13 protein-coding genes are annotated in these 14,195 nt (G+C 68.2%); 4 read left to right on the forward strand and 9 right to left on the reverse strand.

Annotated features, from left to right (window positions below):
- Positions 1 to 30: 30 nt before the first annotated feature.
- The 7 genes from kdpE to U4Z31_RS18315 form a co-directional block, all read right to left on the reverse strand.
- Entirely contained in the window at positions 31 to 729 is a 699-nt protein-coding gene (gene kdpE / locus U4Z31_RS18285; RefSeq protein ID WP_040127870.1) for a two-component system response regulator KdpE, read from the reverse strand.
- Complete coding sequence (locus U4Z31_RS18290; protein WP_044844691.1) at positions 722 to 3,565, reverse strand: sensor histidine kinase; 2,844 nt, start codon at positions 3,563 to 3,565, stop codon at positions 722 to 724. Before U4Z31_RS18290 ends, kdpE begins: the two co-directional genes overlap by 8 nt.
- Before the next feature lie 162 nt (positions 3,566 to 3,727).
- Positions 3,728 to 4,309, reverse strand: a complete 582-nt coding sequence (kdpC, locus tag U4Z31_RS18295) for a potassium-transporting ATPase subunit KdpC (RefSeq protein WP_321810998.1) — start codon at positions 4,307 to 4,309, stop codon at positions 3,728 to 3,730.
- Positions 4,310 to 4,333: 24 nt separating this feature from the next.
- Entirely contained in the window at positions 4,334 to 6,418 is a 2,085-nt protein-coding gene (gene kdpB / locus U4Z31_RS18300; protein ID WP_321802118.1) for a potassium-transporting ATPase subunit KdpB, read from the reverse strand.
- 54 nt (positions 6,419 to 6,472) lie between these two features.
- The gene (kdpA, locus tag U4Z31_RS18305; RefSeq protein WP_321810999.1) at positions 6,473 to 8,278 is read right to left on the reverse strand and encodes a potassium-transporting ATPase subunit KdpA; all 1,806 of its coding nucleotides are present in this window, start codon (positions 8,276 to 8,278) and stop codon (positions 6,473 to 6,475) included.
- Positions 8,275 to 8,367 carry a K(+)-transporting ATPase subunit F gene (gene kdpF, locus U4Z31_RS18310; RefSeq protein WP_006752209.1) on the reverse strand — a complete coding sequence of 31 codons (93 nt, stop codon included), beginning with the start codon at positions 8,365 to 8,367 and terminating at the stop codon, positions 8,275 to 8,277. Before kdpF ends, kdpA begins: the two co-directional genes overlap by 4 nt.
- 375 nt (positions 8,368 to 8,742) lie before the next feature.
- Positions 8,743 to 9,717: a quinone oxidoreductase gene (locus tag U4Z31_RS18315; RefSeq protein ID WP_321811000.1), complete on the reverse strand. Its 975-nt coding sequence runs from the start codon at positions 9,715 to 9,717 to the stop codon at positions 8,743 to 8,745.
- 441 nt (positions 9,718 to 10,158) lie between these two features.
- On the opposite strand from U4Z31_RS18315, the gene U4Z31_RS18320 reads away from it, so the two are divergent.
- Both U4Z31_RS18320 and U4Z31_RS18325 read left to right on the forward strand, forming a co-directional pair.
- Positions 10,159 to 10,512: a Rap1a/Tai family immunity protein gene (locus U4Z31_RS18320; protein WP_257772879.1), complete on the forward strand. Its 354-nt coding sequence runs from the start codon at positions 10,159 to 10,161 to the stop codon at positions 10,510 to 10,512.
- Positions 10,513 to 10,527: 15 nt separating this feature from the next.
- The gene (locus tag U4Z31_RS18325; RefSeq protein WP_044844697.1) at positions 10,528 to 10,995 is read left to right on the forward strand and encodes a T6SS effector amidase Tae4 family protein; all 468 of its coding nucleotides are present in this window, start codon (positions 10,528 to 10,530) and stop codon (positions 10,993 to 10,995) included.
- A gap of 129 nt (positions 10,996 to 11,124) precedes the next feature.
- Here U4Z31_RS18325 and U4Z31_RS18330 read toward each other — a convergent pair whose 3' ends face one another.
- Both U4Z31_RS18330 and U4Z31_RS18335 read right to left on the reverse strand, forming a co-directional pair.
- Positions 11,125 to 11,517 (reverse strand): methylglyoxal synthase, encoded by a 393-nt coding sequence (locus tag U4Z31_RS18330; protein WP_044844698.1) that lies wholly within the window; start codon positions 11,515 to 11,517, stop codon positions 11,125 to 11,127.
- Positions 11,518 to 11,572: 55 nt separating this feature from the next.
- Complete coding sequence (locus U4Z31_RS18335; protein ID WP_321811001.1) at positions 11,573 to 12,352, reverse strand: SDR family oxidoreductase; 780 nt, start codon at positions 12,350 to 12,352, stop codon at positions 11,573 to 11,575.
- A gap of 245 nt (positions 12,353 to 12,597) precedes the next feature.
- Here U4Z31_RS18335 and upp point away from each other — a divergent pair, with 245 nt between their 5' ends.
- Both upp and U4Z31_RS18345 read left to right on the forward strand, forming a co-directional pair.
- On the forward strand, positions 12,598 to 13,248 hold the full coding sequence (gene upp, locus U4Z31_RS18340) for a uracil phosphoribosyltransferase (RefSeq protein WP_006478229.1): 651 nt from the start codon (positions 12,598 to 12,600) through the stop codon (positions 13,246 to 13,248).
- A 218-nt stretch (positions 13,249 to 13,466) separates the two neighbouring features.
- The gene (locus U4Z31_RS18345; protein ID WP_044844700.1) at positions 13,467 to 14,195 is read left to right on the forward strand and encodes a YebC/PmpR family DNA-binding transcriptional regulator; all 729 of its coding nucleotides are present in this window, start codon (positions 13,467 to 13,469) and stop codon (positions 14,193 to 14,195) included.

Raw genomic sequence — 14,195 nt, forward strand, 5'->3', positions numbered from 1 at the left:
CCGGCCGCATCGCGCGGCGCGCCACGGACGTCACGCAGCGCCGACGAGCCGGTAGCCGACGCCCGTTTCGGTGACGATATGCTCGGGCTGCGCGGGATCGCGCTCGAGCTTCTGGCGCAGGTGCGCCATGTAGATGCGCAGATAGTGATGGCTCTCGACGTGCGACGGCCCCCACACGTCGCGCAGCAGCTGGCGATGCGTGAGCACGCGCCCCGCGTGCCGCACGAGCGTCGCGAGCAGCCGGTACTCGAGCGGCGTCAGGTGCACGATCTCGCCGTCGCGCCACACCTGGCGCAGCGCGAGATCGACGCTCACCGTGCCGAAGCTCACCTTCGGCGACTCGTTCGCGCCGCCCTGGTTGCGCCGGCGCAGTTGCGCGCGGATCCGCGCGCGCAGCTCGGACACGCCGAACGGCTTGGTCAGGTAGTCGTCGGCGCCGGCATCGAGCGCGGCGACCTTCTCCTCTTCCTGGGTGCGCGCGGACAGCACGATCACCGGCACCTCGGACCAGCCGCGCAGCTCGCGGATCACGTCGAGGCCATCGGTGTCCGGCAGGCCGAGGTCGACGATCACGAGATCGGGCTTGCGGGTCGCCGCGTCGATCAATCCCTGCTTGCCCGTCTCCGCCTCGAACACGGCGATGTCCTCCTCTTCGAGCGCGGCGCGCACGAAGCGGCGGATCTGTTTTTCGTCCTCGATCAGGACGACGGTCAGGCTCGGTTCACTCATGGTCTGGCAATGGCTCGGAGGGAGACGACGCGCCGGGCACGTCGATTTCGTCGTCGGGTACGGCAGGCACGGCCGGCGGCGTGTCGACCGGCAGCGTGAACCAGAAGCGCGCGCCCGTCACGCGGCCGTCGGGCGCGGTACGGTTGAGCGCGCCGATTCTACCGCCATGCGCCTCGACGATCGCGCGGCAGATCGCGAGACCGAGCCCGATGCCCGGCGTCGCCGATTCCTTTTCGCCGCGCGTGAACTTGTCGAAGATCCGCGTTTCCATCCCGGCCGGCAGGCCCGGGCCGTGATCGTCGACGTGCACGCGCACGAAGGGCTGGCCGTCGTCGGTCACGCGTTCGGCGCCGATGTCGATCGGCGCGTCGGCCGGTGTGTATTTCGCCGCGTTCTCGAACAGGTTGGTGAACAGCCGCTCCATCAGCACCGCGTCCATCTGCAGGAGCGGCAGGTCGGCCGGCAGCGACACGCGCGCCGGATGCCGCGCGAGCACGCGCTTGCACGCGGCGAGCGCGGCGCCGACGGTTTCCTCGAGCAGCGACCACTGGCGCTTGAGCTGCAGGCTGCCGGCCTGCAGCCGCGCCATGTCGAGCAGGTTGGTGACGATGCCCGTCATCCGCAGCGCCTCGTCGTGGATCGCGTCGACCAGCTCGCCCTCGCGCTGCGCGAAGCGTTCGGCCGCCGCGGCGTCGCCGTCCTGCGCGGCCGCGCGACCGTTCGCGAGCATCGACGAAAAGCCGACGATCGTCGTGAGCGGCGTGCGCAGGTCGTGCGAGATCGCCGACAGCAGCGAGTTGCGCAGCCGCTCGGATTCCATGTTGACGAGCGCGTCGCGCGCGATCTCGACGTAGTGCACGCGCTCGAGCGCAAGCGCGATCTGCGCGGCGAACGCGTCGAGCATCCGCTGCTGCTCGGGCACCTCGAGCTCGCGCGGCTCGCGCGACGCGACCGCGAGCACGCCGCGCGTACGCATCGGCGCCTTCAGCGGCAGGTACAGCGCGGCGGCGGCGGGCAGCGTGTCGGTGCCGCGGCCGGCCGGCTTCTGCTGGTCGTACACCCACTGGCCGACGTCGCTGTCGAGATCCGCGCCCGTCAGCGTGACGGCCGCGTCGGGTTCCTCGATCTTCTGCCGCACCTGGTCCGCGCTGTCGGGCAGCAGGAACGCGACGCGCGCGCGGAACACCTCGCCCACGTGGCGGCTGCCGATCTCGACGATCTGCTCGGTCGTCAGCGCCGCGCCGAGCTCGCGCGCCATCGCGTAGATCGCGCCGGTGCGGCGCTCGCGGCGCTGCGCGATGCTCGCCTGGCGCGTCAGCGTCGACGTCAGGTGACTGATCACGAGCGACGTCAGCAGCATCCCGAAGAAGGTCAGCAGGTACTGCGTGTCGCTGACCGAGAACGACATGCGCGGCGGCACGAAGAAGAAATCGAACGCGGCGACCGACAGGAACGACTGCAGCACGCCCGGGCCGCGCCCGAGTCGCACGGCCGAGAACACGACGCCGAGCAGGTACAGCATCACGAGGTTCGTGAGGTCGAGCCGCTCGGACACGACGCTCGCGACACCGGTGATCGCCGCGCAGATCGCGGCGGCGTACAGGTAGTGGCGCGGCGGCGAACGCCGCAACCCGAATTGCGCGAACGCGTCGCGCCAGTCGCGTGCGCGCGCGTCGAGCGGCGCCGCGCGCACTTCGTCGCTCGCCGACGCGCGGATCAGCATCAAGTCGACGTCGCCCGCGCGTTCGGCGAGCTGTTCGCCGAACGGCCGCGCGAAGCGGCGCGCGAGCCCGACCTTCGGCGAGCCGCCCGCGACGAGCTTCGACACGTTGCGCACCTTCGCATAGCCGATCAGCGCGGCGACCGCGTCGTCGCCCGCGAGCGTGGCCGTCTCCGCGCCGAGCTCGGCCGCGAGTTTCAACGCGTCGAGCGTGCGCTGCCGCCGCGCGTCGGGCAGCCGCTGCAGCCGCGGCGTCTCGACGTACACGGCGATCCAGTCGGCCTTCAGGCTCGCCGCGAGCCGCGCGGCCGCGCGCACGAGCGTCGGCGCCTCGGGGCCCGGCCCGACGCACACGAGCAGCCGCTCGCGCGCCTGCCAGATGCGCTGGATCGAACGGTCGGCGCGGTACTCGCGCATCTGCGCGTCGACGCGATCGGCCGTGCGCCGCAGCGCCAGCTCGCGCAGCGCGATCAGGTTGCCCTTGCGGAAGAAGTTGCGCACCGCGCGCTCGGCCTGCTGCGCGAGATAGACCTTGCCGTCGCGCATCCGCTCGAGCAGCTCCTCGGCCGGCAGGTCGACCAGCGTGACTTCGTCGGCCGCGTCGAACACGCGGTCGGGCACGGTCTCCCACACGCGGATGCCGGTAATCGCGCCGACCACGTCGTTCAGGCTTTCGAGGTGCTGGACGTTGACGGTGGTGTACACGTCGATGCCCGCGTCGAGCAGTTCGTAGACGTCCTGCCAGCGCTTCAGGTGGCGCGCGCCCTGCACGTTCGAATGCGCGAGTTCGTCGACGAGGATCAATTGCGGCGCGCGCGCGAGCGCGCCGTCGAGATCGAATTCGGCGAGCGTGCGGCCGCGATACTCGATGCGCGCGAGCGGCAGCACGTCGAGGCCGTCGAGCAGTGCGGCGGTTTCGCCGCGGCCGTGGGTCTCGACGATGCCGACGACGACGTCGACGCCGTCCTGCAGCCGCTGGCGCGCGGCCTGCAGCATCGCATAGGTCTTGCCGACGCCGGCGGACGCGCCGAAGAAGATCTTCAGCTGGCCGCGCCGCTGCTTTTCTTCGTCGCGCTGCAGCTTGTCGAGGAGTTGGTCGGGATCGGGGCGGTTCATGCGTCAGGAAGGCGAAACGCGGGATGGCGAACGAGTACTGTCATTGTGGTTCCAAATCGCCGCAAAAGGCAAAGACGGCGCATGCGCCGTCGAACAAGCGCGTGCGGCGCGCATCAGGCCGCGCCGCACGCCGGTTGCCGCGCCGGGAGCCCGGCCGCGCGTTCAGTGCGCGGCCTGCGCCGCGTCGAGCGCGAGGTTCAGCTTCAGCACGTTCACGCGCGGCTCGCCGAGCACGCCGAACTGGCGGCCCGCCGTGTTCGCGGCGACGAGCTGCGCGACCGCATCGGCCGTCAGGTTGCGCGCCTTCGCGACGCGCTCGACCTGGTACGCGGCGGCGGCCGGCGTGATCTCCGGATCGAGGCCGCTCGCCGACGCCGTCACGAGGTCGACCGGCACGGGCTTCGACATGTCGGTGCCGGCGTCGCGCAGCGCGGCGATGCGCGCCTTCACCTGGTCGGCGAGCGACGGGTTCAGCGGGCCGAGGTTCGAGCCGCCGGAGCCGGTCGCGTTGTACGGCATCGGCGCGGTGGCCGACAGTCGGCCCCAGAAGTACTTCGGCGCGTCGAACTGCTGGCCGATCAGCGCGGAGCCGACCGTGCGGCCGCCCTGCTCGATCAGGCTGCCGTTCGCCTGCGACGGAAACACGGCCTGGCCGAACACGGTCATCACGGCCGGATAGGCGAGCCCCGTCACGGCGGTCAGTACGACAAAGATCACGACGAGCGGGCGAATCAACGTTTTCATGAGGGTTCCTTCAAATGCGGCGCATCAGGCCCAGCCGAGCGCGGCGAGCGTCATGTCGATCAGCTTGATGAACGGGAACGGCAGCAGCACGCCGCCGAGGCCGTACACCAGCAGGTTGCGGCGCAGCAGCGACGCGGCGCCGAGCGGCCGGTAGGTGACGCCCTTCAGCGCGAGCGGGATCAGCGCGACGATGATCAGCGCGTTGAAGATCACCGCGGACAGGATCGCAGAGGCCGGCGACGTCAAATGCATGATGTCGAGCACGCGCAGTTGCGGGTACGTCGTCACGAACGCGGCCGGGATGATCGCGAAGTACTTCGCGATGTCGTTCGCGATCGAGAAGGTCGTCAGCGAGCCGCGCGTCATCAGCATCTGCTTGCCGATCTCGACGATCTCGATCAGCTTCGTCGGGTTCGAGTCGAGGTCGACCATGTTGCCGGCTTCCTTCGCCGCCTGCGTGCCGGTGTTCATCGCCACCGCCACGTCGGCCTGCGCGAGCGCCGGCGCGTCGTTGGTGCCGTCGCCCGTCATCGCGACGAGGCGCCCCGCCGCCTGGTGCTCGCGGATCGTCGCGAGCTTGGTTTCCGGCGTCGCTTCCGCGAGGAAGTCGTCGACGCCCGCTTCCGCCGCGATCGCCGCGGCCGTCAGCCGGTTGTCGCCCGTCACCATCACGGTCTTGATGCCCATCTTGCGCAGTTCCGCGAAGCGCTCCTTGATGCCGCCCTTCACGATGTCCTTCAGCTCGATCACGCCGAGCACGCGCGCCACGCCGTCGTGCAGGTCGGCCACGACGAGCGGCGTGCTGCCGCGGCGCGCGACGTCGTCGACCGCGCGGCGCACTTCATCCGGGAAGCGGCTGCCGTGCGTCTCGACGTAGCGGCGGATCGCATCGGCCGCACCCTTGCGGATCTCGCGACCCGGGAGATCGACGCCGCTCATCCGCGTCTGCGCGGAGAAGCCGAGGAAGGTCGCATGCAGCTGCGCCATGTCGCGCTGGCGGATGTTGAAGCGTTCCTTCGCGAGCACGACGATGCTGCGACCTTCCGGCGTCTCGTCGGCGAGCGACGACAGCTGCGCCGCATCGGCCAGCGCCTCCTCGCTCACGCCCGGCGCGGGCACGAACATCGACGCCTGGCGGTTGCCGAGCGTGATCGTGCCGGTCTTGTCGAGCAGCAGCACGTCGACGTCGCCGGCCGCTTCCACCGCGCGGCCCGACGTCGCGATCACGTTCGCCTGCATCATCCGGCTCATCCCGGCCACGCCGATCGCCGACAGCAGCCCGCCGATCGTCGTCGGGATCAGGCACACCAGCAGCGCGACGAGCGCGGTGATCGTCACTACGTGGCCGGCCTTCATCGCTTCGACCGAGAACATCGAGAACGGCAGCAGCGTCGCGGTCGCGAGCAGCATCACGATCGTCAGCGCGACGAGCAGGATCGTCAGCGCGACCTCGTTCGGCGTTTTCTTGCGCTTCGCGCCCTCGACCATCGCGATCATCCGGTCGAGGAACGCCTCGCCGGGGTTCGCGGTGACCGTCACGACGATCCAGTCGGACAGCACGCGCGTGCCGCCGGTCACCGACGAGAAGTCGCCGCCCGACTCGCGGATCACCGGCGCGGATTCGCCGGTGATCGCCGATTCGTCGACCGACGCGACGCCGTCGACGACTTCGCCGTCGGCCGGGATCACGTCGCCGGCCTCGACCAGCACGACGTCGCCTTTACGCAGGTCCGACGCGGTCGTGATGCGGATCGGCGACTTCGGATGCGGCTCGTTGAGCTTCTTCGCCATCACGTCCTTCTTCGCGCTGCGCAGCGACGCGGCCTGCGCCTTCGAACGCCCTTCGGCGAGCGCTTCGGCGAAGTTCGCGAACAGCACGGTGAACCACAGCCACAGCGCGATAGCGAGGATGAAGCCCGCCGGCGCTTCGGCCTGGCCGGCGAGCGCCGCGATCCACAGGATCGTGGTCAGGATGCTGCCGACGTACACGCAGAACATCACCGGGTTGCGGAACTGCGTGCGCGGCGTGAGTTTCTTGAACGAATCCACGATCGCCGGGCGCAGCAGCGCCGGATCGAACATGGACCGTGTTGCGGAATGTTGAGTCATTGCGATCTCTTCAATCTCTTCAGTCTTTGCAAGGTGTCGCCATGCGCTCGTGCGTCATGCGCCCAGCCACATCATCAGATGCTCGACGCCCGGGCCGAGCGCGAGCGCCGGCATGTAGGTCAGCGCGCCCACCAGCATCACGGTGCCGAGCAGCAGCACGACGAACAGCGGGCCGTGGGTCGGCAGCGTGCCGCTCGTCACCGCGATGCGCTTCTTCGCGGCGAGCGAGCCGGCGATCGCCAGCACCGGCACGATCGTGCCGAAGCGGCCGAACCACATCGCGATCGCGGTCATCCAGTTGTAGAACGGCGTGCCGACCGTCAGGCCCGCGAACGCACTGCCGTTGTTGTTCGCGGCCGAGCTGAACGCGTACAGGATTTCCGAGAAGCCGTGCGGGCCCGGGTTCGCGATGCCGGCACGGCCCGCGTCGGCCAGCACCGCGATCGACGTGCCGACCAAGACGAGCAGCGGCGTGAGCAGCACGACGATCGACACCATCTTCATCTCGTACGACTCGATCTTCTTGCCGACGTATTCCGGCGTGCGGCCGATCATCAGGCCCGCGACGAACACCGCGAGCAGCGCGAACACCAGCATCCCGTAGAGACCGGAGCCGACGCCGCCGTAGATCACCTCGCCGAGCTGCATCAGCAGCATCGGCACGAGACCGCCGAGCGGCGTCAGCGAATCGTGCATCGTGTCGACCGCGCCGCACGACGCAGCCGTCGTCGCGACCGTGAAGATGCCGGTCTGCGCGATGCCGAAGCGCGTTTCCTTGCCTTCCATGTTGCCGCCCGGCTGCAGCGCGCTCGTCGACTGGTCGACGTGCAGCGCGGCGAGCGCCGGGTTGCCGGCCTGCTCGGCGCTCACCTCGACGCCGATCGCGACCGCAAACGCGACCGTCATCGCCGCGAGCACGGCGATGCCCTGCCGGCGGTCGCCGATCATCCGGCCGAACACGAGGCACAGCGCGGCCGGAATGATCAGGATCGCGAAGATCTGGATGAAGTTCGCGAACGGCGTCGGGTTCTCGTACGGATGCGCGGAGTTCGCGTTGAAGAAGCCGCCACCGTTGGTGCCGAGCATCTTGATCGCTTCCTGCGACGCGACCGGGCCCATCGCGAGTGTCTGCTTCGTCAGCTGCGTCGGCACCGTGACCGCGTTACCCTTGTCGTCCTTCACCGGGTTGCCCTGCGCGTCGAGCTTCGGCGCAGCATAAGTGCTCGTCTGCAGCACCGGCACGTCCTGGTAGGCCTTCATGTTCTGGATCACGCCCTGGCTCATCAGCAGCGCGGCGATCACCACCGACATCGGCACGAGCACGTACATCGTCACGCGCGTGAGGTCGACCCAGAAGTTGCCGATCGTCTGCGCGGTGTGGCGCGCGAAACCGCGGATCAGCGCGATCACGACGACGATGCCGGTCGCCGCCGACAGGAAGTTCTGCACGGTCAGGCCGAGCATCTGCGTCAGGTAGCTGACGGTCTGCTCGGGCGTGTAGTCCTGCCAGTTCGTGTTGGTGACGAAGCTGACGGCCGTGTTGAATGCGCCGTCAGTCGTCATCGCGCCGAACTGCTGCGGATTGCCGGGAAGGAAACCCTGCAGGCGCAGCAGGCCGTAGAGAAACAACGCGCCGAGCGCGTTGAATGCGATCGTCGCGACCGCGTAGCGCTTCCAGTTCATCTCGGTGCCGGCATCGACGCCGGCGATGCGGTACAGCGCGCGCTCGAGCGGTCCGAACACGCGCACGACGCGCGAGCTGCCGTCCATCACGGCCGTCAGGTAGCGCGCGACCGGCACGGCCGCCGCAAGCAGCACGACGATGAACAGCAGCGTCTGCAACAGGTTGTTCGCGTTCATTCGATGTCCTCCGCGCGCAGCAGCGCAAAGACGAGATACGCAAACAGCAGGGCCGTCGAGGCACCCGCCAGCCAAAGCATCCAGGTCATGCGCGCCCCCCGCGGCCGTATTGCACGAGCGTCTCGCAACCGGCAAGCAAACCGAGGATCAGCGCTGTGAACAGCACCAGTGCGCCGATGAAAACCCCATCCATTTTTGTGTTCTCCGTCGTCGAAATCGGACGACTAGAACCTTATGGGAACGCGCGTAAAGGACGGGTCAAAGGTCATCGGGCCGGTATAAAAAACGCGTAAACGCGTGCGGCGGAGACGGCGGGTGGAACGGCGGACGGGACGGCGGCGGGACAGCGGGGACGTCGGGCGGAACAGCGGACCGAACGTCGGTCGAGACGAAGACTGGACGGACGGCGACCGTCGCCGCCCGCCAGGGTGCGCGCCGGCGTGGTGCCGGCGCGAAGGGATGCGTCAGGGAACGAGGATCGTCGAGCCGGTCGTCTTGCGCGACTCGAGGTCGGCATGCGCGCGGCCGACTTCCGCGAGCGGATAGCGCTGGTTGATGCTCGTCTTCACCTTGCCCGACAGGATCACGTCGAACAGCTCGGCGGCCGCGGCTTCGAGATCGGCGCGCTTCGCGATGTACGAGAACAGCGTCGGTCGCGTGAAGAACAGCGAACCGCGCGACGAGAGCTCCTTCGAGTCGATCGGCGGCAGCGGTCCCGACGCGTTGCCGAAGCTGACGAACAGCCCGAGCGGCGCGAGGCAGTCGAGCGAACCGATGTAGGTGTCCTTGCCGATCGAATCGTAGACGACCGGCACGAGCGCATCGTTCGTGATCGCCCTCACGCGCTGCGTGAAGTTCTCGCGCGTGTAGACGATCGGGTGGTCGCAGCCGTGCGCTTTCGCGAGTTCGGCCTTCTCGTCGGAGCCGACCGTGCCGATCACCGTTGCGCCGAGCGCCTTCGCCCACTGGCAGACCAGCAGGCCGACGCCGCCCGCCGCGGCATGGATCAGGATCGTGTCGCCGGCATTGACCGGATACGTGCGGCGCAGCAGGTAGTGCGCGGTCAGGCCCTGCAGCATCACCGACGCCGCTGCGTCGTAGCTGATGCCGTCCGGCAGCTTGACGAGGCGGTCGGCGGGCAGCACGCGCTCCTGCGCGTACGCGCCGGGCGACGACCACACATAGGCGACGCGGTCGCCGGGCTTGAACGCGGTCACGTCATCGCCGACCGCCGTCACCTCGCCGGCCGCCTCCATCCCGAGCCCGGCGGGCAACGGCTGCGGATAGAGGCCGGTGCGGAAATACACGTCGATATAGTTGAGCCCGACCGCATGCTGCTTGACGCGGACCTGGCCCGCCTGCGGCTCGCTGACCTCGACGTCGACCCACTTCATCACGTCCGGGCCGCCTGCCTGGTCGTATCGGATTGCTTTCGGCATCGTTTCGCTCCTCGCTTGTCTGGAAATTCGGTTCGGCAAATACGTCGCTGCCCCCGAACGGCGAGGCGGGCAGACGCGGGACACTGCGCGTGATTTTCGCGCGTCGCGCGCGCTCGTGCTGCACGCCGCGGCAATCCCTTCACGACCGTAGGGTCTTCGCGAAAAGCGATCGGCACGTGACGTGCATTCCGGCGGATGGTGCGCCATCCGATCCGTCGCGACCTTGCGCTCGTCTCGCGTGCGGCGCGTGCCCCACGTGCAACATTTCGCCACGTTCAAGGAATCATCTTCGGGTCGGACGAATGGCTGTCCATTCAGCGATGGCAAAGCGTCGCCACCCATTGCACCGTGCGGTCCCCCGCGAAATCATGCGGTCAATGGAGATTCCCGGGACGGTGACCGTGCTATTTTGCTTTGCGCCGAATTCACGAACCCCATGCCATGAACGCCCTTTTCATCCGCAATGCATTTGTTTTCGCATCGTTGTCGGCAGGTATCGGCATCGCGAACGGAGCCGCGCTCCCACGCGTCGACGGTGCGCGGCTGCTCAACGGCATCAGCCGTACGGACAACAATCCGTACGCCGACGCCGAGCGCCACGTCATGACCGGTTATCTGGCCGGCGTGGCCGACATGACCGAAGGCAAGGACTGGTGCGACAACGGGCGCGTCAAATCCGGAGAGATCGATTCGGAAGTGATCGGCGGTCTTCGAAAACTGCCGAACGATGCGCTGCGCACAAACGCAGCAGGCCTGATTGCCCGCATCCTGCAACAGAAATATCCGTGCCGTTGATCGGGGACGATCTGCTTGAAACCACACTTCTCATTACTGAACAGCCACTATCCGGACAACAGGACGGTATCCAGGGAAGCGCTATACGAGGAACTGGGCTGGCAAGACCTGGTCGCCAATCCGGCGTATGCAAATACGTGCGCCATTCGGATCAGCCTGGCACTCGTCAAGAGCGGAATGACATTGCGCGGCGGCCTCGTCATTCAGAAGGGGCCGCACCGTGGACGGCGAATTGAAGCCGGCCAGGCGAGGCTGGCCAACATGCTGGCGGAGCCGGCCTATTTCGGCAAGGCTGAAGTGTTCCGGCGAGACGATGCGACGACCGGCATTGCCGCCAGAAAGGGCGTCGTGGCCTTCTGGAACATCCCCGGATACATGAACGGCCGCGGCGGACACATCGACCTGATCGATGGCGCCCGCGCGCTCTGCAGTTCGGATTGCTACTGGGCTGCATCAACCGTGTGGTTCTGGTCGTTACGATGAGCGACCGGCCGCGATCTCGGGCATCGCAATCCGCGCCTGTTTCGGCGCTATCAACGCTCACCGCCATCCGTCACATGTCATCCACACGACAGATGGCGGCAAGCACGCACACTCACGCGTGCCGAACGCCTAGCAAACGTCCTGCATGTTGCGCGCCAGATCGTCGAGCAGCATCCGCGCGGTCGCGACGTTGGTCGCGACCGGCACGTCGTGCACGTCGCATGCGCGCACCAGCGCGGTGATGTCCGGGTCGTGCGGCTGCGCGGTCATCGGGTCGCGCAGGAACACGACGATGTCGACGCGGCCTTCGGCCAGCTCCGCACCGATCTGCAGGTCGCCGCCTTGCGGCCCCGACAGCTTGCGCTCGACCTCGAGCCCGTGCGCGGCGGCGATGCGGCCGCCCGTCGTGCCGGTCGCGACCAGCCGGCATTGCGCGAGCGTCGCGCGGTACTGGCCCGCGAGCGCGACGATCTCGTCCTTCTTCGCGTCGTGCGCAATCAGTGCGATGCGGGGTTTGCTCATCTCCGTTTCCTTCGTGGGTCGATTGTTGTCGTATGTTTGAACGGCGGTGCGCGCGTCAGAACGTGCCCGGATACGCGCCGCCGTCGAGCAGCCAGTTCTGCCCGGTGATATAGCCGGCATGCACGCTGCAGAGGAACGCGCACGCCGCGCCGAATTCGGCACGCGTGCCGAGTCGCCCGGCCGGGATTTCCTTCGCACGCCGTGCGCGCATCTCGTCGACGCTCACGCCCTGCGCCTTCGCCGACGCGGCGAGCGTCGTCGCGATCCGGTCGGTGTCGAACACCCCGGGCAGCAGGTTGTTGATCGTCACACCCTGCCCCGCGACCTTGCGCGACAGCCCCGCGACGAAGCCGGTCAGCCCCGAGCGCGCGCCGTTCGACAGCGCGAGCACGTCGATCGGCGCCTTCACGGCCGAGCTCGTGATATTGACGATCCGGCCGAAGCCGCGGCCGATCATCCCGTCGACGGTCGCGCGGATCAGTTCGATCGGCGTCAGCATGTTCGACTCGAGCGCGCGGATCCAGTCGTCGTGCGAGAAATCACGGAAGTCGCCGGGCGGCGGCCCGCCGGCATTCGTCACGAGAATGTCCGGCTGCGGGCACGCGGCGAGCGCGGCCGCGCGGCCGTCGGGCGTCGTGATATCGCAGGCGACGGCGGTGATCGACACGTTCGACCCCGCGCGGATCTCCTCCGCGGTTTCCTCCAGCGTGTCGCGCGTGCGCGCGACGATCACGAGGTTCACGCCCTCGGCGGCCAGCGCTTCCGCGCAGCCGCGCCCGAGCCCCTTGCTCGCCGCGCACACGAGCGCGGTCTTTCCTGCGATGCCGAGATCCATCGTCGATTCCTTTATGGCGACGCGCGCCGGCCGCGCCGGGCCGCCGACGGGTCGCAGGCCGGTTCGCCGGGCGGGCGAACGGTCGCGAACGCAGGCGAGCGGGCGAACACGGCGCGCGGATTGTCGTGAGACGTCGATAATATCCGGATCACGTGGCGCGCCTTGGTAAAATTGCGGCCATAAGCGGCGGCCGGCCTGGCGCCAGCGCCGCCCCCGATCCCCTTTTGCCGCCAAGGCACCCCGTCATGAAACAGGACAGCCGTTTCCCGAATCTCTTCATCACCGATCACCCGCTGATCCAGCACAAGCTGACCCACATGCGCGACAAGGACACGTCGACGCGCACGTTCCGCGAACTGCTGCGCGAGATCACGCTGCTGATGGGCTACGAGATCACCCGCAACCTGCCGATCACGACCAAGCGGGTCGAAACCCCGCTGGTGGCGGTCGACGCACCGGTGATCGCGGGCAAGAAGCTCGCGATCGTGCCCGTGCTGCGCGCCGGCATCGGGATGTCGGACGGCCTGCTCGACCTGGTGCCGTCCGCGCGCGTCGGCCACATCGGCGTGTACCGCGCCGAAGATCACCGCCCGGTCGAATACCTGGTGCGCCTGCCCGATCTCGAAGATCGCATCTTCATCCTGTGCGACCCGATGGTCGCGACCGGCTATTCGGCCGTGCACGCGGTCGACGTGCTCAAGCGCCGCAACGTGCCGGCCGCGAACATCATGTTCGTCGCGCTGGTCGCCGCGCCCGAGGGCGTGCAGGTGTTCCAGGACGCGCACCCGGACGTGAAGCTGTTCGTCGCGTCGCTCGACTCGCACCTGAACGAGCATGCGTACATCGTGCCGGGCCTGGGCGACGCGGGCGACCGCCTGTTCGGCACCAAGAACTGACAGACGACGACGCCGGGCCGCGCGGCCCGGCACGCCGCAACGGCCCGCCCGGCCGTTCGGCCATGCGCGGCGGCCCCGAAGCGACGGTCGCCGCGTGATAAAATCACGTTCCACTCGACACGCGCGGCCCCGCGGCTTCATGCCCGCCCAGACGGCCGCCGATTCAACGACACATTGGCACAATCGCCCGCGCAGCGCGCCCGGGCACGGAGAAAGGTATGGCTGGTCATTCGAAATGGGCCAACATCAAGCATAAGAAGGCAGCAGCCGACGCGAAGCGCGGCAAGATCTGGACCCGACTGATCAAGGAAATCCAGGTCGCGGCCCGCCTCGGCGGCGGCGACGCGAGTTCGAACCCGCGCCTGCGTCTCGCGGTCGACAAGGCGGCCGACGCGAACATGCCGAAGGACAACGTCAAGCGCGCGATCGACCGCGGCGTCGGCGGCGCGGACGGCGCGAACTACGAAGAAATCCGTTACGAAGGCTACGGCATCAGCGGCGCGGCGATCATTGTCGACACGCTGACCGACAACCGCACCCGCACGGTCGCGGAAGTCCGTCACGCATTCTCGAAGTTCGGCGGCAACATGGGCACCGACGGTTCGGTCGCGTTCATGTTCGATCACGTCGGCCAGTTCCTGTTCGCGCCCGGCACGTCGGAAGACGCGCTGATGGAAGCGGCGCTCGAAGCCGGCGCGGACGACGTCAGCACGAACGACGACGGCTCGATCGAAGTGCTGTGCGACTGGCAGGCGTTCTCGGCAGTGAAGGACGCGCTCGAAGCCGCGGGCTTCAAGGCCGAACTCGCCGAAGTGACGATGAAGCCGCAGAACGAAGTCGAATTTACCGGCGACGATGCGGCGAAGATGCAGAAGCTCCTGGACGCGCTCGAGAACCTCGACGACGTGCAGGAGGTGTATACGAACGCCGTCATCGTCGAGGAATGA

It is taken from the genome of Burkholderia sp. BCC1985 (assembly GCF_905339915.1).
In the GTDB taxonomy this organism is placed as follows: Bacteria; Pseudomonadota; Gammaproteobacteria; order Burkholderiales; family Burkholderiaceae; genus Burkholderia.

Excerpts from the sequence above, each read along its gene's own strand:
- upp (WP_006478229.1), top strand. The coding sequence starts at position 12,598 with ATGAAACAGGACAGCCGTTTCCCGAATCTCTTCATCACCGATCACCCG.
- U4Z31_RS18290 (WP_044844691.1), bottom strand. The coding sequence starts at position 3,565 with ATGAACCGCCCCGATCCCGACCAACTCCTCGACAAGCTGCAGCGCGAC.
- U4Z31_RS18335 (WP_321811001.1), bottom strand. The coding sequence starts at position 12,352 with ATGGATCTCGGCATCGCAGGAAAGACCGCGCTCGTGTGCGCGGCGAGC.
- U4Z31_RS18315 (WP_321811000.1), bottom strand. The coding sequence starts at position 9,717 with ATGCCGAAAGCAATCCGATACGACCAGGCAGGCGGCCCGGACGTGATG.
- kdpF (WP_006752209.1), bottom strand. The coding sequence starts at position 8,367 with ATGACCTGGATGCTTTGGCTGGCGGGTGCCTCGACGGCCCTGCTGTTT.
- kdpC (WP_321810998.1), bottom strand. The coding sequence starts at position 4,309 with ATGAAAACGTTGATTCGCCCGCTCGTCGTGATCTTTGTCGTACTGACC.
- U4Z31_RS18345 (WP_044844700.1), top strand. The coding sequence starts at position 13,467 with ATGGCTGGTCATTCGAAATGGGCCAACATCAAGCATAAGAAGGCAGCA.
- U4Z31_RS18330 (WP_044844698.1), bottom strand. The coding sequence starts at position 11,517 with ATGAGCAAACCCCGCATCGCACTGATTGCGCACGACGCGAAGAAGGAC.
- kdpB (WP_321802118.1), bottom strand. The coding sequence starts at position 6,418 with ATGACTCAACATTCCGCAACACGGTCCATGTTCGATCCGGCGCTGCTG.
- kdpE (WP_040127870.1), bottom strand. The coding sequence starts at position 729 with ATGAGTGAACCGAGCCTGACCGTCGTCCTGATCGAGGACGAAAAACAG.
- kdpA (WP_321810999.1), bottom strand. The coding sequence starts at position 8,278 with ATGAACGCGAACAACCTGTTGCAGACGCTGCTGTTCATCGTCGTGCTG.
- U4Z31_RS18320 (WP_257772879.1), top strand. The coding sequence starts at position 10,159 with ATGAACGCCCTTTTCATCCGCAATGCATTTGTTTTCGCATCGTTGTCG.